The sequence below is a fragment of the Halostagnicola bangensis genome, from assembly GCF_054653435.1.
In genome coordinates this window covers 365827-384168 of the sequence record NZ_BAAIGG010000003.1, presented here as the reverse complement: position 1 = coordinate 384168, position 18342 = coordinate 365827, and the positions used below count along the sequence as shown (strand labels likewise).

Here is an 18342-nt window from a genome sequence, read left to right as displayed (position 1 = left end):
ACACGATGCCCACTTCGCGCCAAAGACTTGTTACTCCGCGTCGGAAACCGCCTGGAATCGGCGTCCATCGGGATCACGGAAGTTGCAAATGGTTCGCCCCGTCTTATCGACGTAGTACGGATCGACCACTGTCTCGACGCCTGATTCACGGAACTCCTCGGCGATGTCCGCGACGTCGTCAACTGTGAAGGCGATGTGGTTGATCCCGGGGACTTCCTCACCCTTGACAGTGTGGACCTCAAAAATTGGTCCGTCGCCGTCCGCAGGTTCGAGTTCATACGACGTGCCGTGATGTTCGGTCTGTCGCACCTCCTCGTAGCCGAGTTTCTTGAGGAACTCTGCCATCTCCTCTGCATTACTCGCTTCTATCTCGATGTGGTCTATTTCACCCAGCACAGGAGGTATTCCAACGTAATATGATAAATACCTTTCGATTGGTATGTCTCATCAGTCGATTGAACAGTTGAGTCAATAGCACAGAGGATTTCTCCTCGATAATCCACCAATCTCCGACTGATAGAAGCCTGCAGGAACTCAGTTGTCGTGAGCCGCCGCTAAATACCCGTTAACGACCGTCTCGCCCCGAAGGGGTGGACGTGTTCTCCGAGAGTGTGTTGATAGCCTCCTCGGAGTTAATTCACGGGGATTTGCTCTTACTGTCCTCGTCAATGCCCTTTTCAGGGGATTGTTCTCACTCGCAGAAATAACGCTCAATCAGATGTCGGAGGTTCCCAAATACTGGGAATACATTGTGGAGAACTAGCATGGTGTTATAATTATAAAATATAAAACAGGAAGAGTATTACAATAATACTATTGTAATTATGGACTGCACCTCATAATTTGATTATTCACCTGACAGTTTGACATAGCGCCATCTATCTTTTATTCTCCACGACTTCCGAAATACTGGGATCCTCAAGGTTGCCCATTAAGTTCTAAGGGTATTTGACCCACGGGAAGTTGAAAGACCCTACTTGCAATCAGTTGTTAATAACTTCATTTGTGATGGGATCCCATGTTATTTGCTGATCGAATTAAATCCCTCGTATTAAATACTTTCTAATCTGTTGAATACCGGTTGAATCAGCCAATACCACTAGAAGGGTGAAGTCGAGAAAGTCGATTTCTTCGAATTCGCTTAACAGTGTCGATACCTAGCCAAACAAGCGCTGGGGAAGCAGGCGGGCGAACCCGCAGTAGAGTATAGTCTAGCGTAAGCTATTGACATCGAGGAATCGGTCGAGCCAAGCAGCAGCAAAGCTGAGTCGTTGTGTTAGATTGAGGAATGCTTCTTCGACAAGAGCGCGGAAGATCCGAGCTCTCGGTCGATACTGGCGAGGGATCATGTTTGAGTTTGCCCCAGATCGGTTCGATTGGCTGGAGATGTGGTGAAGCGACCGGAAGAAACACTAAGACGATTCCGAGTTCAGCGGCTTTCTCGCGTGAGTATTCACAGGATGGGTGAAGAGAAGTTGTCTAAGACGAGCAGAATCCGTCCCCGCGGATTTTGCTCACGAATCGCTTCGAACATCTCCCCAATTCGCTCTTGTTCGAGCGATTCTAGCGATCTGAGAACACTTGTTCCGTTGACAGCGTAGAAGGCAGCAGCAGTGGTTTTGACGTCTGGTATGTCCTTCACCAGCCCTGGAGTGGTGAAGCCTCAGAGTCGATGTCGGCATCAGCCAAGACTCACCGAAAGAATCCCAGGACGGTCTCGCCGGGATCAGCGGCCTCCGATGTATGGTTTGCGTCGATCTCGCCGAGGATCTCTTCAGCGTCGTCCGGTCGGCTTGGCGTCTCTGGGCGGGGAATCGCGTAGGACATCCCGTAGATATGACGAAGCATCCGAGAGACATGGCTCGGATGATAGCTGATGTCAAACTCATCTTCGATGAACTCGACGACTTCGTTAGTCGTCTGCGGCTGACCGTCTTCGAGTAATCGCTGGAGGTCGCACGATTCTTGGTGGGAAAACTTTGGGGGACGCCCGCCCCCCGAAGCGTGGAATCAATCCATCGGGACCATTATCGTTCCAGCGTTCAAGCCACTGGCTACCGATGCTCCTGCTTGCACCGACTCGACTTGTTGCCTCTTTGAGCGTGTTTCCGGCGTAGAGATTGCCAACGAAACAGAGTCGGCGGACGACCTGCTGTCAGTCTCCGCTGACAAAGCCTTCCACAACTGGCAGACCAAGTGCGAATTCTACGCACTCAGTGTCGAACCGCTCATCTTACAACGTGGATCGAGACCACTCAAGGTAGGATACAACGCGCTCATCTGGGCAAAAGGTTACTCGCAGCCTGGATGGCCGAAACTTCCTACTCGACAACGAAGCGCTCGCTCGGCGACGCCGTGCGAGTGCTGGACCGATATCGACAGTTCCGTGAGGTCGTCCTCATGGTCGCTATCTGCAATATAGAACCGCTCTGTGAATCCTTCTAACTGTGGCTCGGCATCTATTCAACGCGACACAACATTTATTATTAGGTAGTCCAATAGGTGGACTGTAGATATGGTACTCAAGTCCAGGCGAAGGTATCTAACAAGCATTGGTGCCGCAGGGGCAATAGGAACAGCTGGTTGTCTGACCAACTTACGTGGAGATGATGGGTTTCCGTCGCAAGACCTACGGTTTATTGTTCCCTTGGGTGAAGGGGGTTCATTCGATTCATATGCGCGAGCGATTGCGCCTGAGTGGGAAGAACGTTTCGACGGAGACGTTGATATCGAAGTCGAAAATGTAACAGGTGCAGGCGGAATTGTCGGAACTGAAGAGTTGTACAATGCAGAGCCTGATGGATATTCCGTAGGATTCCTTAATGTCCCCGGAATTAACTTCAGTGAGGCTTTTAGAGATGTGAATTATGTTGTCGAAGAGTTTGAACCCTTAGCGCGTCTCACGACAGAGAGTTGGGTTTTGAACGCTTCCGCAAACCGAGAGCCAGATACGTGGGAAGACTTAGTTGGGAGCGACATGAGTTGGGGTTCTACTGGTATCGGGGGAACCATGTTTTTCCTGACAGCTATCTTGGCTGATGCAATGGATGCTGAAGCAGATATTATCCCAGGATACGATCCATTGCCGGAAACTCTTACTGCCATTATGCAGGAGGAAATCGATGTTACAATTACTAGCCGTCCGCATCCTCTTGAATTAGTTGAAGACGGAGAGATAGATATCCTCCTTGCATTCGCAGACGATCATGAAGAAGTGATGGAAGGATACGACGGTGCCATCACTGAAGAAATTGAGGAATTTGAGGGCTTTACGGCATTAAACAGTAGCCGCATTATTGGGACGCCACCCGGGACACCGGACGATATCGTATCAACACTTGAAGAGACCCTCTGGGAAACGATTCAGTCGGAGGAAATTCAGGAGTGGTCTGAAGAAAGTGAGTGGCCTATCACTAACCCGGCAGAAGCAAGCGAGTCCGCAGACGCTATCGCCGAATCGAATGAAGCGATTCAGGAGTATTCCGACGTAATTGAACAGTACATGGATGAGCATGAGGAATAAAGCGCTCAGCTTTGATTCAAAACGACAATAAATAATACTGGATAGTTGCTACGCCACGCCGACTTCGACCCGTTCGTTGAGTTGGAAGTCGAGGTCCTCTTGGAGCCACGCGTCGTGTTTCTCGACGTTCTCGCTGGGGTCGTTGACGTGGACGTGGTCGATCCGGTGCAACGCGATGCGATTGGCGATCGACTCGCTGTATACCCGGTTGTAGAACCCGGAGCAATGTCCCCTCGAGACATCCGTTTTCTCGACGTTCTAGTAGAACTCGTAGTTGTGGCCGAACTTCGTGACTCGGACGGCCTCGTCGATGCCCGCCTCCTCGCCGACGTTGACGCGGGTCACGTCCTCACCGTCTTCCTTGAGTTCGGCCGCAATGGCGTCGAGTGTGTCCTGATTGGTCGTCCGAAACGCCATAGTCGACGCCCGTCTGGCCGCTCTCGACGAAATTCAGGTGTGGTGTTCTCAGTTGCGCATCCCGCGCAGTAGGCGATGTCGTTGTCTCGTTCGGTTGTCTGGAGTCCCATCACCTTGTTGAAGAACCAGAGGGATTCCTCGAGGTCGGGTGTGAAGTTAAGGGTGGGAAACACACAATTCTCAAGATAGCTATCGAACGAAACGTCCCGGAATAAAACGACCGGTAGGGACCAATCACAATGCTTTTGTAATGAACATAAATACTCTGTATCGGTCGCTTGATTTGGCTGTGGGCGCCGAACCACAATAGTAATACTTATATACTCTCCTCAAAACAGAGAGTAGTATGTTAGCTGGAATCATGGAGGCAGCAATAGCAGGAATGGCCACTATATTTTCTTGGCCAACTATTTTGTTTGTCCTGGTTGGTACTCTGCTAGGAATGTTTTTTGGTGCGGTCCCTGGTTTAGGGGGGGTGATTATACTCGCGCTGCTTTTGCCGTTTACCACTGGGCTTGATGCGACCATGACCATGGCACTTTTCGGTGGTGCACTAGGGGGGGTTGCATTTGGAGGAAGCATTAGTGCGATTTTGATTAATATTCCAGGAACTGCTCCAAACGCGGCAACATGTCTTGATGGATATCCAATGTCTCGCAACGGAGAAAGTGAAAAGGCAATTGGAGCCAGTGCAACGTCAAGCGCGTTAGGAGCAATTTTCGGGATTGGAGTGTTAATTCTCCTAATACCCGTTGCTCAAGCTATCGTTCTCTCATTTGCTTCACCTGAGTTTTTCATGCTAGCAGTGATGGGTATCTGCGTCATTGCCTTTATTACAAAAGGTAATTTCCTCAAAGGAATTATTGCTGGGTGTCTTGGTATGCTGCTAGCTTTTATTGGATATTCACCACAAACCGGCCACGTAAGATACAACTTTGTTGAATCGGTCGGTCTAAGTCAGTGGAATTTTTTCCTCTTTGATGGTTTAGAGTTGGTCGCTGTTGTCATAGGTATATTCGCACTATCCGAGGCAATGTACTTAATATACTCTCCCCGCGACCAGATTGCAGATCCAGAGCTGACCGGATCTAGTGGACAATTAATTGACGGTGTCAAGGCTGTGTTGAAACGCCCATCTCTATTTTTTCAAAGTTCGTTGGTTGGAGTAATTGTGGGGCTAGTTCCGGGAGTAGGCGGGTCAGTCGCGAATTTTCTTTCTTATATGCGTGCGAGACAATCATCACAAAACCCCGAACAATTTGGCCAAGGAGATGTTCGCGGAGTAATTGCTGCTGAAAGCTCAAACGACGCTAAAGACGGCGGGACACTGTTACCCACACTTGCGTTCGGAATTCCTGGGAGTCCAGTAACCGCTATCGTACTTGGAGCGTTAATTATGCATGGTACAAGACCTGGTCCCAATCTATTAGATCAAGAACTGGAGATCGTTTTTGCGCTGATGATCTCTCTTCTTGTTGCCAATCTTATGACTTCTTCGCTTGGCATGTTACTCGCAAAACCCCTTTCAAAGATAACTGTTATTTCTACCTCATACTTTATACCGGGCATATTGGTTATAAGTACATTTGGTGCATATGCAGTGAATCAATCGGTTGGTGATGTCGTAGTCGCGTACCTATTAGGAGTGGTTGCATTTGGTATGATTCTATACAACTATTCGCGAATAGCATTCCTCCTTGGTTTTATTTTGGCCCCCATAGCGGAAACAAACCTTCACCAATCATTACAAGCCTACGGTGATGGTTACATGATATTTATCACGAGGCCGATCTCGCTTCTACTCCTCTTACTTATCGTATTGATTTTTGTGTCCCCATTCCTCAAAGAATATTCTAGGAAAAAATAGCTATTTAAACGGTTTTGTTGAATCGATGTGAGATTATTGATTTTACTGTCGATACTTCCCGAACGACAATCTGTGAGATATACTGATTTCTGGTGGACGGCTGGCAGCACCGGAATAGAGAACCGACGAAGAAACGGAGCTCACAGCAGGAGGAAATCAGGGTAAATCAACCGAATGACGCGGTAGTTACCGGGTGCTGCTGCTACGAAGAGGAGGGTCCGAGACCGCGGGCTGGCGCCAGCCCGCGGCCGCACCGTATGCGTCTGAGACGCCTACTCCATTCATCTCTAGGTGCCACCTCCAGTCTAACTCCTCCTCTAATGCGTTCCTGATCCAGTCAGAGAAGGTTTTGAACGTGAACTCCTCTGGAAGGTCGCGCTCGCCCAGCGAAGCACAAGCCGGAGGTTCTCCAGCAAGAACCCAACCAAGACGAACGCAAACCGAATGATTGGATCCTGTGTCGTCGTTATCGGTCGTGCTTGGCGAAACACCCGGTAGCTCGTCTCGATCGCTGGTCGCTTTCGGTGGAGTCATTCGACCTGTTTGGACGTGCAATCGCCCAGATCGCACGCCACACACCCTCGGGCAACTTCACCGCTCTTTCCTCGATCTCCTGCGTGGTAGGACACCGTGACCGCGAGCGGGAATTCCAGTTCCTGCTCGCGGCCCTCGTACATCTAATAGGTCGTCATGTACGGGCAGCGCGTCTCTAACTTCTCTTGCATACGATCGCCGTTCTTTTGGACGGGAACAACGGTTGCAGCGATCTCCTGAGACCGACGCAGAATTCGTTCGTTGTAGAAGCCACGATCAGCTATGAGAAGATCCATTTCGAAGTGATAGGCTTCGACGCGGTTAAGGACGCGTTCGACCGCGGCAGTCTCTGATTCGTCGCTGCGGACGTAGGTCATGGTCAAGTCACAGGCTTCTCGTTCGAGACGAGATACGCCGTACAGTAGCGGTGGCACGTGGTTGTGCCACCTTTGGCGTGCATGCGACAGAGTTCGCCTTCTTCGTCGGCGTAGGTTCCGTGATAGGGGTTATCGACGAAGTCGATGGAGACGATTCTCGACCAGTCAGGGTCGAGGATCGTCATCGCTAACTGCCTGAGAAGGAGATTAGCAACGAACTCAAGCCACTCTCGGTCGAGCGTATGTAACCAGTTCATCACGGTATCGTCACAGGGAGTGTCGTCGTTCGGCGTTGTGGGCGTGATCGTAGGGCTTGTTGATGCAATGCTTGATCAACGGTCGGAGGTCAAGGTTCTCACGGAGGTACTCACGCAGCCACGTGCAGTCGTAGCCTTTGTCAGCGGTGAGGATCTGCAACTCGTCCGCCTGCCGGCGGGCGAGTTGCTCGCAGATGTCGGCGTCACTTCCCTCTCTGGTGGTCGTACAGTGCAAATCGAGGATCACGTTTGTCTCTGTATCGACGAGTTTTGTGGCTTTGAGATCCTGTACTTCGTATTTCGTTTTGTTGCAGTACGAGTGGCTCGCAGGCGAGCGCTCGAAGTACGTGGCGTCAATCGCTCCAATCGGTCCAGTGTCGTGAAGCTGCGCAGACTGTTGGAGAAGGGTCCGGCACACCGCCATCTCAATTCTATCGAAGGCGAGACATAACGTAGAAGGATACGGAAGATCTCCGGTTCAAGGCCGATCTCCCGCGATATTTGTGGCATCTCCTTCAGAAGATCGATCGTCATCCGGTAGGTCGTATTGAGGTAAATCCGGAGACAATGGATGGATATCATCGCTGCGTCGGTGAACCCGCCGCCCCCTTCTGAGGCGGCAGGTTCGTCCCAATCATCGGCAACTCTTTTGACTGCGAAGACAATTCGTTCGGTGAAGCGGAAGATTTGCGTGGGCACACTTCGCAGTCTTCCGCTTCAACTCCCTTACTTTGGCGACCTAATCCGACACTGTCTAGCGATTAAACACGGCCCGTCGTTCTCTTTGCACGTTTCTCAGACAGAGGTCTGGTTGACAACTGCAAAAATGACGACAGCCCAGATCTCGCCGGGATCGAGGGGCGAGCACTCGATCCCCGGCAGCGGGAGCTGGCTGATAACGTCCTCCGCTACATCTTTGACATCCGACTCCGAAAGAACACCGTCTGATTGAGGTATAGTGAACATATTCTTTCAACCAGATATTCTCCCAGTCAGAGCAACGCTTTAGCTTCGGCTCTCACACCGATTGGGAAGTACCGACATTTAGTGAAGCGGGATGTTTGGGTCATAAGCAACTGAAGTCTCCCGCTTCAACTCCTTCGATTTACTGACATTCCCCGACGCCATATAGTGATTCAACGCAGCCATTTAAACGCGTTCAAGATTTGTAATTAGTTCACTTACCACTCTCAGCTCAATTCAAAGAAAATTTTTTATACGATGTGCATCCTTCTTCAACTATGGCTCAAGCTAACAGGTCGGTCCCCGGTGAACTAATATTCGATTTTTCTATGATGGGTTTGGTTACCGTATTTATGTTTATGACGCTCTCGTTTCCGAGTGCCGACTCGCTTGTCCCGTATACAATTGGTGTTCCAGCGTTACTCCTCACGGTACTAATGTCAGCTTCGCATTTCTCAACGAAAATAAATAAAACCATCAACTGGTTTGATACGGCTTTGTTTTCCAACGACAATATTCTTGAAGAGGAGGAAAACGAATCGAGGACTGGAATATTCCGCGCCCTAGCATGGCCAGGGTTACTGTTCAGTCTCGCCTTCTTAATTGGCTACTCTTTGACTAGCCTTCTCTTTATATATCTGTTCATTACCAGAGAAGGGGGTCACAGCCGGCGTCGCGCGATCCAGGTTTCAGTATTTATTACAGTAACGTTTGTTGTTCTATTCGAATTCGTGTTAGCGACGCCACTTTATGAGGGGTATCTGGTGATATATGCATTTGATCTGATTGTTGGACAATAATTGTGGTCTATTCCACTTCAGAAAGGTTCGAACTGATGACTCCGTTTCTACGAGGATTTAATTGGTGGGCAGGTTGAACTGTGTTTTGGACATAATGCCCGCATGCCCGCTCAAGAGTACCTCATACCCCCTCAAGTTAGGTGCTGACCGCGGCGCTTTTCGAACGTTCGTTGGTCGTAATACGTCGCTTGCAACGATATCAAGCTAAACAGGCGGTGATGCAGCAGTCCTTATAAGGAAGCGGTAGGACGAATTCGATGTGTCCAGCGCCAATTTCATCCTACCGGATAACCTGCGGTCGAACAAGTCTTCAAAACACTGGAGACAGAAACTACGGCATTGTTCGGACACCTTGGTCTCTCGTTTCTCAAGGACTATCCCGTGTTTGCCCCCGAATCGAGGGGGTGAACACGTCGAACCCGGCGAGAAACTCGAAAAAGAGGTGCTCAAGCAACGCTACCGTCTTCGTCTTCACGACATTGAAGAACGTCTCTACCAATAGGTTCTCTTACAGGTTGCTGGGCTTATCCACCACAGCGTTCATCCTGCTCTTTGGTATGGTAACTGTTCTACGACACCCTCTAACACTACCTAATTACCCCAGGGTTAATTGCAATGAACAACAAGGTAATACTATGACACCAGCTGTAACCTCGGAAGCTGGAACAGAGATCGCCTACGAACGAACGGGGGTACGGACCAGCACTTGTCCTTATCCATGGTACCGCCGGTCACCGCCTCGTCTGGCAGGATGTCATTCCTTCGCTTGCTGAAGAGTTCACAGTATACGCGGTCGAGCGACGTGGAGCAAGCGGTGATGACAACAGCTACGCCATCGAGCGGGAGTATGCAGATATCACGGCGATTGTTGAAGATGCGGCAGCCCGACACGGGTCGGTGATGCTCCTCGGACATTCCTACGGTGCCATCATCTCACTCCACGCGGTTCTGAAAACCGACACCCTCGACCGACTCCTGTTCTATGAACCGCCACTCTGGGATGTGCCACAATCCGAAGAATTTGTCAGCGAGCTTGAGGCAATATTCAATACTGATGGAAACGAGAGAACCCTCGTATCATTCTTGCAGGACTCCGTCGGAATGACAGATGAAGAAATCGAGTCCATTGAGGTGGTGATCTCTGGGAACACTGCGTGGAATCCGCACCAACGATTCCACGCGAAGTCCGCGAGACCCAACGTGACCTTTTTGATCCTAATCAATTTAGTGATGTCAAGCTCCCCGTCACGCTCCTCGTCGGTGAGGAGAGTCCCAAACCGATGCAGGACACAATCGATCAGATCGCGGCAGCATTTGATAAGAGTAGTGTCGTTTCCCTTTCCGAGCAGGAGCATATGGCCATGCTTACCGCCCCACGGTCATTTGGAGATACCGTGATCGATGAAATCTGATAGAGCTACTAACTACGAGTCGAAATTGAGTTATGCTCATCGAGTTCACCGTCGCCGTCGAGGGAAACATCTGTGGTTTGAGTCTCTTGGAGACAATATTTGAGGAGTCCATTCCCAAAACTTTGCTTTGTAGGATCGCTAGCCAGCGCTTGATTTGAGCGATTTCACTGAGCGAGGCACCACGTAGAAACCGAGAGACTGTGGTGGATTCTACGGGTATCTGACCGTTCGACGAAGATTGTAGACGGCACACTTCAGCACCATTTCACGGAATTCGAGGTGCCAGCTTCGCGCACGCACGGCGGAGCCGAGCGTGCGCTTGATTGAGGAGAAGACGGTTTCTACCATCCAGCGGCGGTTGTACCAAAGGCGACTCATTCGGGCATTATGAGCGAGGTCGAGCGACGAGTAGATTCGATGCTTGATCAGTGGGCGTGTGCCGTCTTCGCGGAGTTCGTCGCGGAATGGTTTCCCATCGTAGGCGCGATCAGCAGCTAGTGACCGCAGGTTCTCGGCGTTGCGCCGAGCGACCTGCGGGCCGATCTTCGCGTCGTGTTTTTTGGTAGTCGTGCAGTGAACGTCGAAGACATACAGCGTTTTCACGTCCACGAGAGCAGTGACTTTGAGCGAGCGAACGCGGTAGTGTGCTCGCTGGGCGTAGTACCGCGAGGGCTGGTCGCGGTCGAAGCCAGTGGAGTCGATTGCCGCGTGGCCAGTGCATTTCTCGGCTGTTTCGCCGAGAAACGCACGGTAGGTCGCCATGGGAATCTTCTCGAACCAATCGCGTAGTACCGTGAAGTGAGGAAGACGCGTTAAGCCGAGTTCCTCCAAGATTCCGGGCATCTCGCTCAAAAGATCGATCGTTTGGCGGTAGGACTTGCCCAGCTCGATACGGATTGCTTGGAGCGCAAGCATTACCCATTCGGCGAACCCGCCACCCCCTTCGGGATCGGCGGGTTCGTCTGGGTTCTCGACAACGCTTTTAGCTTTTGCAACCGTTTCTCGGGTGAAGAGACGAAATTCGGAAATCATAACAATCCGTCTCTTCGCTTTCTACAGAGATAACGAGATTGTCGCCTTGCCGTCTAACGATCCTACAGAGCACAAAACTTCTCTCGATCATTACCAGGAGTTCGGAATGTGCACAAGTGAGTACGGTACGCCGGTTAACTACAGCGGTAGCTGAGACGAAAAATTTGTGATGCCGGTTCAACTCACCACTCGAAGATATCTACCATTCATTCCTGTCATACTCTATCCGAAAATAGAGCAGTTGAGTAGAGATATCTCTCATGAGTCGGCGTTCCGCCGCCGCGGAACGCCTACGTCCACCGGCAGGTCCTTGCGGACGATATTCAGGAACGTCCGCGCAGGCACGCGTGGCTTCAGTCGGTAGTCGATGTCGAAGTTGACCTGTACCAGCAGGTCAACCAGTAGCCACATGTCGTAGAGGATGACTGTAAACCCGAAATAGAACACTCGTACGGCCGTGTTCCGTGATGTCGTCCACGTGAGGAAATCCTTGATCGACTTATAGCTGTTCTCTATGCCCCATCTACGGGCGTACCGCCGCATCACGCGGCGAGTACGCCCCCGTGATTTCTCTGTCGCATCGCTTACCCCGAGATTCGTCACAAACGTCACTGTCTCGCCTTCCTTATGGTCCGAGGGAACTCCGACGAGTGTCGGAGTGACCGTCACCGTGTTTCCTGCGATCGTTTTGTCCATCTCGTGGTTCTGCTTCACGGCGACATCGTGGTCCATGCCACGCACGAATCGGTCAACCCGGTTGTCCGATGATTTCCGGATGAGGTAGGAGAAACCGGCGTCATCCACCGAATCCATCACGCCGATACTGTCGAATTCAGCATCGGCATAGAGTGTTCCGATCGAAACGTGCTCGCTCGCAATGTCGAGCAATTGCTCGACGAGAACTCTCCGGAGGATGTGGCCGCGCAGCGGCCGCATCCCCAGCGTGAGCTTTACCTCCTCTCCAACAATCGAGATGGTCGCCATTTTGTAACACCACGAATACGATTTGCTTGATGGCGTACCTGTACTCATCTGGAACTCATCGCGATCACCGTAGTATGCGATGTAGGTGATGTCGATCGCCACATCGACGTGGCGATCGATCGAGTAGTACTTCTTCGCAACGTCCACCATCTCTGCGATCGCCCCGTTAACCATCGAGGCGATGGAGATCGCCTCGAGTTGCTTGATGTAGTGGAGATGCGTGTCACTGTCAGGACCGCCGCTCTCGCGGGTGGTTTCCTCGTTGAAGATCCGACTCCCTTGGTTAGCGGCTGTATCTGTCAATCCGAGGTAGCTCTGGAGTTCGAGAAACGCGGTATCGTCATACCGCGTTCTCTCGTCCGGTCGGTCGAGGTCCATCGCTGGAAAGATGTACTCACAGAGCGCCTGCGTCACTTTCTTCGCCTTATTGTCGATGTACCGGTGTTCGGATCGGCTGGAGACATCGCTCTTGTCCTCAGGTTCGAGAGCACGCAACCCGAGCGGGTTGCCCAGTTCATGGGCAACCGCGAGGATACGCTCAGCAGATGTCTGAATGAACGTCTTGAGCTGGTCGGAAAACCGGTCACGCCATGCGCGACCAAGCGTGGTTCTCCCCGGCGCGGTTTTGTCCGGAGCGAACTGATCGGGATCGAAGCCGAGCGTGCGGGCACGCTCGGCGTCAGTGAGGTACTCGTGAAGTTCTTCAGTCGTAAAACCAGCGAGTTCTTTGCAGTAGAACGCCCGTACCATCGGTTCGTAGCCGTAGCGGGCGTTCCACTCAGTTTCGCCGATGTCGTAGACCTCGGCTGTACTGAGGTCAAATTCACAGACCACCGTTGTGAGGTCGGTGTCTTCATCGATCGATTCTACGGCTTGGCGTTCGAGCCGCCTGATCGCCGGCTCGAACGGGGATGTCTTCTGTGACATCCTCTCGATGTCATCGATCCATCGAAGTTAGGCGTCCGTCTCGTGCACACAATCTGTCGTTCCGAACTCCTGATTACTGGTCGCACGCCCAGTTCATCCTTCACGAACTCGGCGAATACCTCGACTACTCGCCGCCACCGCTACTAGAGTGGTTGATTGAAGACGGATAGAAGATTCACTAGCAACGACCAGTGTTACAAGAGACGCTCGCTACCGCTACACAACCGAAGACCGAGAGTTAGCTAAAGACGAATACAGTTACTTACTTAGATATTTCAGAGATTAATATATTTATGCAACGCGGTCACACCGAAGCCACAGAGTATCTCGGCTTTTCATCGGCTGTCAAATTATCGTCCCGTTCACCGGTTCCCAATTAGTCCTCGTCTGCGGACACGCTCGGATGGTCCGGAAAGACCGAAGTTTGGTTCTCTACCAAGACGTGGGGATGGTAGATTGGCGTGTCCGCATCGACGATACGCCCGTTCCTGAGGGAATACGCGTTCCCGGATCCAAGCGGCACGCCGAGTTCGTGTGCCTCGGCTAGCTCTTCCGCCTCTCGCCATTCGGTTTTGAGTTCACTGAGAGCAGTACAGCTCTCCGCAACTTGCCGGATCTCCTCGACTTCGGCAGGTACAGTATCACCGTTCGATACGTCTATGGGTCGTCTCTCATTTGGATTCTCGTCCATATCGAAGACGAGGTCCGGCCACGATTTAAATCGGACGTACTTGTACCGATCCCCCCGAACCATTCGATAGGCCGCCGTCTCTCCGGTCGTCGGATCGAGATGATCACATACGACGGGTGCACGGTCCGGTTCACGTCCGGTGCGTATCGAGTTCGTGAGGTCGTGACCCTCCACCTCCTCCGGGATAGCGACGTTAGCGAGCGAACACAGCGTCGGGTAGAGGTCGATGAGGCTGACCGGCGTCTCGACGCGCACCGGTTCAAGGTCATCGGAGCGATGTTCGGGGAGCTGTACGGATAACGGGACGCGAGTCGAATCGTCGTGCCACGCTCGCTTGTCCCAAAGGCCGTGTTCGCCTATCATGTCCCCGTGATCGCTGGCGTAGATTATGACCGTGTTCTCTAGGAATCCGTCTCGTTCGAGCGTGTGCAGAAGATCAGCCAGCACCTCGTCGAGGTAGTCGACGCACGCGAAGTAGGACGCCCGTGCGCGCATCGTCTCTTCCTCGGTTATCTCATCGGCCTCATAGTACTCCTCGATGGTCTCCACCATCGGATGCGCCATCGAGTCGTCCCGCCCGATGCTCGGCTCGGGAACTTCGTCCAGCGGGTACCGCTCGATGAACCGCTCCGGCGCCGTGCGCGGCCAGTGCGGTCGACTGAATGAGGCGCAGAGGAACCAGGGTTGATCCGGATTGTGGTGTTCGTGTTCGCGAAGAAACGAGACGGACTCGTCGACGACGTTCCGCTCCTGACGTAAACCCTCGGGCACGTCGGTAACGCCGACGTCGGTGATCAGAGACTCGAACTCGAAGGCACCCGAATGTGGCGGCTCGAATTGATGACCGGTCTGTCCGGTCAAGTCGCCGTACGGTCGCTGATCGAACCCCGCATACTGAAGATCACCGCCGAGATGCATCTTTCCCTGCAGGCACGTCTCGTATCCCTCCCGAGAAAGTGTCCCCGGAAGCGTTGAAAGTTCGGGTCGCAACACGCTTCCGTTCCCCCACGCACCGGCTTCAGGCGCGTTCCGGCCGGTCAAAAAGCAAAACCGTGAGGGTGTACATAACGGCACTGCACAGTACGCGTTCTCGAACGTAGCGCTATTCTGTCGTAGCCGATCCAGCGTCGGTGTGCACACGGACACGTCGTCTTCGTCTCGATCGCTGAAACAACGATAGTTGTGCTGGTCGCTGACGAGGAACAAAATATTCGGTCTTGAGCGCGCCATTGTCATCTGAACTTTGGCTCTAACTGTAATTAGTTTTGCGGGAAAAACAGCAGCGGATCTGGCTACCGATCGAAACTATTGCTAGAATAACATAAGTCGTTGTGGCTCGCTGAGCTCTAACTAGATAACGAGCCAGCCGGAAAGCACAGTTGTGCCAATTAGCCCCGCGTTTGGCTGCTATCCGAACTCGTCTCTCGGGGTATAAGGTCGCTCCTACAGGCACTACGTCTTTCCGAGCGGCGGTAATTCGGTACGTATGGCACGGGGCGACGCGATCTGATCGAACGGACTGCGAACGACTCGAGGGACGTACAGGGGATATCGACGTGGGAGCCGCTCTACCGCCAGAGGTCTACAGTCGATGAGCAGCAGTTCCTTAATTTCGTGGATCGTGGCGCTCTATCCACCCATCGATGTCGTCGGGGGAGGGCCACCATTGCCGAGAATTCGGTGGCTTAGACGGTTCAGGGACCACTATAACCTCGGTCGACCGAATTAAGAGGTCAATGGCCGAACGCCGGCTGAGGAGGTGCTGAACGAAACAGTGCAGTCGAATCCCTCTGAACAATTACGAAAAAATCCCAGATATTGGGAAGAGAGTAGCCGATACTAGAAGGTATTACAAAAGTACAGTTGTAATTGAAGTTTGCTGTCTCCCTCTCAGAACTGGATGACCGACAGAGAATTCTGCAAAGTATAAGAAACGGCCGTCGGCCCCCTTCTCTCCACGCGGGAGCTAATTCACTCGCACAAGAGCTCTTGAACTTAGAACCAGATCCTCGCCATTCGAGTATTGGTTCCTAGATAATGGGAAAATAGAAATAGTGAAGCTCGACCCAACTTCACCAAATTCTTCGTCATGGCTTTGACCTGTTTCGAATAAACAAACATTCGACTGTAGTTCCGCCGACAGCGATTTCGAATTTTAGTTTCGTCGTCTGAGATTCACCGCTGCACTACTCGCCGTAAGATAACGTCGTAACTACGGGACAGTCGATGTTGAGTAGTATTGACTGACCCACGCTGCCGAATAGCGCTTTTCCGGCCGGAGAGCACCTTCGGGGGCCACCACAATGTACCGGGCGACGACTTTCGCTGCGTATCCCACGATTTCGTTTGCGGGCTGTCTAACGAGTTCGACTGATTCGTGAGCGGCGTCGAGGTCGCGAGAAACCCGTTCCGCGTGATTGGCGGCGAACGATTTGATCTCATCGGTATTGGTGAATCACCATACTGCGTTGGGTTGAGCTATTTGAGGGACTGAAATGGAGTCTACTCGCTCTCTTATCATGAAGTCTTCTGAAGTTCTGGTTAGAATTATCAAAATAATGCTCTCAGACCTTTTCCTCGTCCTTAGAAGTCGCCGCCATCCAATGACTCACCAGAGTCGCTGAAAGTGTTGTTTACCTAATTGATCTGCTCACTACTTTCACTCGTTTACTGCACACAATCGACTATACGCCCACTCCTCCCCTGAGATCAGAAGGCGTTGCAGCAACGATTTGAGGGGTGAAATTTTTATATGTCTGGTTAGTACAGGTAGTCTATGGAATCGATAACTTCAGCGGACGGGACGGAGATTGCATATAAGCAAACGGGCGAAGGCCCGCCGGTCGTCCTTGTACACGGATCTACTGGCAACCATCGTGAATGGCGGGAGATTGTGCCGACACTCGCAGAGGAGTACACCGTCTACGCGATCAACCGTCGCGGGCGTGGCATGAGTGGCGATGCAGACGATTATGCCATCGAACGAGAATACGAAGACGTCGCCGCGGTTGTCGATCACGTTGCGTCAGTTCACGAGACGGATCCCGTCTCGCTCGTCGGGCACTCGTATGGCGCAATTTGTGCACTCCACGCCCTTCTCGAAACGGATGCCGTCGATCGACTGGTCATCTACGAGCCACCCCTCGGCGAGGTCCCGCCGCCAGAGGGAGCCGCAGCCGGGCTTGCACAGCAACTTGAAGAAGAAGGCGCGGACGCAACAGTGGCGGCTTTCCTACAAAATTCGGTCGGAATGACACCGGAAGAAGTTGACCAATTTCGCAAAGACGAAATGTGGGACCATCGGTTAGAGGCGATCTCGACGGTTCCAAGAGAGACCCGTGCAATCCAGCGAGGGCTGTTTAAACCGGACGCATTCAGCGATGTTACTGTCCCGACGGCGCTGTTGGTCGGTGGTGAGAGTCTACCTCCTGCTAAGGGCGCCGTACAGATGGTGGCAGACGCACTTAACGACAGTCGCATTCTGACACTTGAGGGAGGAGAACATTTCGCGATTCACAACGTACCGACCGAGTTCACCGAGACGCTTATGAACGCACTGGCGATCGACACTGAGTAGGTGCGTCTTCCGTATTTTGCTTAGAATATTGATGGATAGTTATTGGTACATCCTGCATCTGTACTGCTCGTTAGATGGCTCGGTCAAGATTGTGGACGATACACGCAAGGGTGAGTTGACGAAATTGCTTCCACCAGCGCCGTGAACGGACGAACGCACCGTATTTCCGCTTGAGACAGGAGTTCACTGTTTCGCTCTGACTCCGTTGACTGTAGAGTTCAGTATCCAACCGAGCGCTCCACACTTTCTGAAGTGAGGAGAACTCACGGTATTTGATCAGCGGACGAATCCCATTCTCCGGGCCATCGCTTGAATCTGCTGATCGTCGTCCCCCTCATTTCCAAGAAGCACATCAACTTTAGCCGTGTTACGGCTGATGAGTGAAGGTACAATCTATGTATCGTGTTTTCGGGTCGTTGTAATGTGAAGATCGAGGATTGCGTTTGCTCTCGTATCGACTAAAAGCGTAACTTTCAGCTGCTGAATCGTCAATTTCGCCCGTTTCGTGTAGTGCTTTGAGGCATGACCGCGGTAGAAGCCCGAGGCGCCGATCCCTGTGAAACCGTTAGTCGGAAGCAATGAAACAGAGAGATTGAGAAGCACTCCCCAGACGGCCATTTCGAGCCTATCGAACGCTTTGCACAGCGTTGACGGGGTAGGAAGTTCGGTAAGATTGATTGTACTCCGAATGCGGGGCATCTCGATGAGTTCGTCGAGCAGTGTCCGATAGGTCATGTCCCTCCGAACTTTGAGACACAGGAGAACGATGTGTTGATGGAGCGTGTAGCGTTGTTTCGAGAACTTCGAGGAGTATCGAGCTACAGCACGTTGGGCTAACTGAAATGCTTCCTCGACAAATCGAAGTAACCGAGACTTTGGGAGGGGCTGCATCTACTCAAACTGCGACTGAATCTGTAACTCACTAAGGATTTCAAAGATCTCCTAGGAAGGTAAAAAGTGAGGTCTCGTGAATCGCTATAC

Annotated in this window: 11 protein-coding genes and 9 pseudogenes; 7 read left to right on the top strand and 13 right to left on the bottom strand. The window is 52.0% G+C overall.

Translation table 11 applies throughout. From position 1 onward, the window contains the following. Nucleotides 1–30: 30 nt before the first annotated feature. The 3 genes and pseudogenes from ACYQ14_RS19820 to ACYQ14_RS19810 form a co-directional block, all read right to left on the bottom strand. Nucleotides 31–396, bottom strand: a complete 366-nt coding sequence (locus ACYQ14_RS19820) for a VOC family protein (protein WP_459890707.1) — start codon at nucleotides 394–396, stop codon at nucleotides 31–33. Nucleotides 397–1692: 1296 nt separating this feature from the next. Then, nucleotides 1693–1908 (bottom strand): annotated as a pseudogene (locus ACYQ14_RS19815) (winged helix-turn-helix domain-containing protein); the annotation flags it as partial. A gap of 4 nt (nucleotides 1909–1912) precedes the next feature. Continuing rightward, nucleotides 1913–2104 (bottom strand): annotated as a pseudogene (locus ACYQ14_RS19810) (helix-turn-helix domain-containing protein); the annotation flags it as partial. 33 nt (nucleotides 2105–2137) lie between these two features. Here ACYQ14_RS19810 and ACYQ14_RS19805 point away from each other — a divergent pair. Together ACYQ14_RS19805 and ACYQ14_RS19800 are read left to right on the top strand one after the other, a co-directional pair. Next, nucleotides 2138–2445: pseudogene (locus tag ACYQ14_RS19805) on the top strand (IS5/IS1182 family transposase); the annotation flags it as partial. A 70-nt stretch (nucleotides 2446–2515) separates the two neighbouring features. Next, a complete protein-coding gene (locus ACYQ14_RS19800) occupies nucleotides 2516–3523 on the top strand; it encodes a Bug family tripartite tricarboxylate transporter substrate binding protein (RefSeq protein WP_459890705.1) in 1008 nt (335 codons plus the stop codon). Nucleotides 3524–3571: 48 nt separating this feature from the next. Here ACYQ14_RS19800 and ACYQ14_RS19795 read toward each other — a convergent pair whose 3' ends face one another. Both ACYQ14_RS19795 and ACYQ14_RS19790 read right to left on the bottom strand, forming a co-directional pair. Further along, a complete protein-coding gene (locus tag ACYQ14_RS19795; RefSeq protein WP_459890703.1) occupies nucleotides 3572–3694 on the bottom strand; it encodes a hypothetical protein in 123 nt (40 codons plus the stop codon). 87 nt (nucleotides 3695–3781) lie between these two features. Next, nucleotides 3782–3940, bottom strand: a complete 159-nt coding sequence (locus ACYQ14_RS19790) for a VOC family protein (RefSeq protein WP_459890701.1) — start codon at nucleotides 3938–3940, stop codon at nucleotides 3782–3784. A gap of 346 nt (nucleotides 3941–4286) precedes the next feature. On the opposite strand from ACYQ14_RS19790, the gene ACYQ14_RS19785 reads away from it, so the two are divergent. Next, nucleotides 4287–5807: a tripartite tricarboxylate transporter permease gene (locus ACYQ14_RS19785; RefSeq protein WP_459890699.1), complete on the top strand. Its 1521-nt coding sequence runs from the start codon at nucleotides 4287–4289 to the stop codon at nucleotides 5805–5807. A gap of 186 nt (nucleotides 5808–5993) precedes the next feature. On the opposite strand, the pseudogene ACYQ14_RS19780 reads toward ACYQ14_RS19785, so the two are convergent. From ACYQ14_RS19780 to ACYQ14_RS19770, 3 pseudogenes are all read right to left on the bottom strand, one after another. After that, a pseudogene (locus ACYQ14_RS19780) lies at nucleotides 5994–7005 on the bottom strand (ISH3 family transposase); the annotation flags it as partial. A gap of 1 nt (nucleotide 7006) precedes the next feature. Beyond that, a pseudogene (locus ACYQ14_RS19775) lies at nucleotides 7007–7674 on the bottom strand (IS5 family transposase); the annotation flags it as partial. A gap of 99 nt (nucleotides 7675–7773) precedes the next feature. Continuing rightward, nucleotides 7774–7941 (bottom strand): annotated as a pseudogene (locus ACYQ14_RS19770) (ISH3 family transposase); the annotation flags it as partial. Nucleotides 7942–8216: 275 nt separating this feature from the next. On the opposite strand from ACYQ14_RS19770, the gene ACYQ14_RS19765 reads away from it, so the two are divergent. Then, the gene (locus ACYQ14_RS19765; RefSeq protein ID WP_459890697.1) at nucleotides 8217–8738 is read left to right on the top strand and encodes a hypothetical protein; all 522 of its coding nucleotides are present in this window, start codon (nucleotides 8217–8219) and stop codon (nucleotides 8736–8738) included. Between the two features lie 376 nt (nucleotides 8739–9114). On the opposite strand, the pseudogene ACYQ14_RS19760 reads toward ACYQ14_RS19765, so the two are convergent. Further along, nucleotides 9115–9237: pseudogene (locus ACYQ14_RS19760) on the bottom strand (IS5/IS1182 family transposase); the annotation flags it as partial. Nucleotides 9238–9398: 161 nt separating this feature from the next. On the opposite strand from ACYQ14_RS19760, the pseudogene ACYQ14_RS19755 reads away from it, so the two are divergent. Further along, nucleotides 9399–9755, top strand: a pseudogene (locus tag ACYQ14_RS19755) (alpha/beta fold hydrolase); the annotation flags it as partial. A gap of 137 nt (nucleotides 9756–9892) precedes the next feature. Beyond that, entirely contained in the window at nucleotides 9893–10150 is a 258-nt protein-coding gene (locus ACYQ14_RS19750; RefSeq protein ID WP_459890695.1) for an alpha/beta fold hydrolase, read from the top strand. Nucleotides 10151–10360: 210 nt separating this feature from the next. On the opposite strand, the gene ACYQ14_RS19745 is transcribed toward ACYQ14_RS19750, so the two are convergent. The 3 genes from ACYQ14_RS19745 to ACYQ14_RS19735 form a co-directional block, all read right to left on the bottom strand. After that, nucleotides 10361–11182, bottom strand: coding sequence for an IS5 family transposase (locus tag ACYQ14_RS19745; RefSeq protein ID WP_459890693.1), 822 nt, complete (start codon nucleotides 11180–11182; stop codon nucleotides 10361–10363). Nucleotides 11183–11440: 258 nt separating this feature from the next. After that, nucleotides 11441–13093 (bottom strand): transposase, encoded by a 1653-nt coding sequence (locus ACYQ14_RS19740; protein WP_459890691.1) that lies wholly within the window; start codon nucleotides 13091–13093, stop codon nucleotides 11441–11443. Between the two features lie 376 nt (nucleotides 13094–13469). Next, a complete protein-coding gene (locus ACYQ14_RS19735; protein ID WP_459890689.1) occupies nucleotides 13470–15014 on the bottom strand; it encodes a sulfatase-like hydrolase/transferase in 1545 nt (514 codons plus the stop codon). A gap of 1546 nt (nucleotides 15015–16560) precedes the next feature. Between ACYQ14_RS19735 and ACYQ14_RS19730 the strand changes: the two genes are divergently transcribed. Then, nucleotides 16561–17361 carry an alpha/beta fold hydrolase gene (locus ACYQ14_RS19730; protein ID WP_459890687.1) on the top strand — a complete coding sequence of 267 codons (801 nt, stop codon included), beginning with the start codon at nucleotides 16561–16563 and terminating at the stop codon, nucleotides 17359–17361. A 70-nt stretch (nucleotides 17362–17431) separates the two neighbouring features. On the opposite strand, the pseudogene ACYQ14_RS19725 reads toward ACYQ14_RS19730, so the two are convergent. Then, nucleotides 17432–18252, bottom strand: a pseudogene (locus tag ACYQ14_RS19725) (IS5 family transposase). Nucleotides 18253–18342: the final 90 nt, after the last annotated feature.

Bases quoted from the DNA above. Each gene is read 5' to 3' on its own strand.
- ACYQ14_RS19745 (WP_459890693.1), bottom strand. From the start codon at position 11,182: ATGATTTCCGAATTTCGTCTCTTCACCCGAGAAACGGTTGCAAAAGCT.
- ACYQ14_RS19735 (WP_459890689.1), bottom strand. From the start codon at position 15,014: ATGGCGCGCTCAAGACCGAATATTTTGTTCCTCGTCAGCGACCAGCAC.
- ACYQ14_RS19785 (WP_459890699.1), top strand. From the start codon at position 4,287: ATGTTAGCTGGAATCATGGAGGCAGCAATAGCAGGAATGGCCACTATA.
- ACYQ14_RS19740 (WP_459890691.1), bottom strand. From the start codon at position 13,093: ATGTCACAGAAGACATCCCCGTTCGAGCCGGCGATCAGGCGGCTCGAA.
- ACYQ14_RS19765 (WP_459890697.1), top strand. From the start codon at position 8,217: ATGGCTCAAGCTAACAGGTCGGTCCCCGGTGAACTAATATTCGATTTT.
- ACYQ14_RS19800 (WP_459890705.1), top strand. From the start codon at position 2,516: ATGGTACTCAAGTCCAGGCGAAGGTATCTAACAAGCATTGGTGCCGCA.
- ACYQ14_RS19730 (WP_459890687.1), top strand. From the start codon at position 16,561: ATGGAATCGATAACTTCAGCGGACGGGACGGAGATTGCATATAAGCAA.
- ACYQ14_RS19790 (WP_459890701.1), bottom strand. From the start codon at position 3,940: ATGGCGTTTCGGACGACCAATCAGGACACACTCGACGCCATTGCGGCC.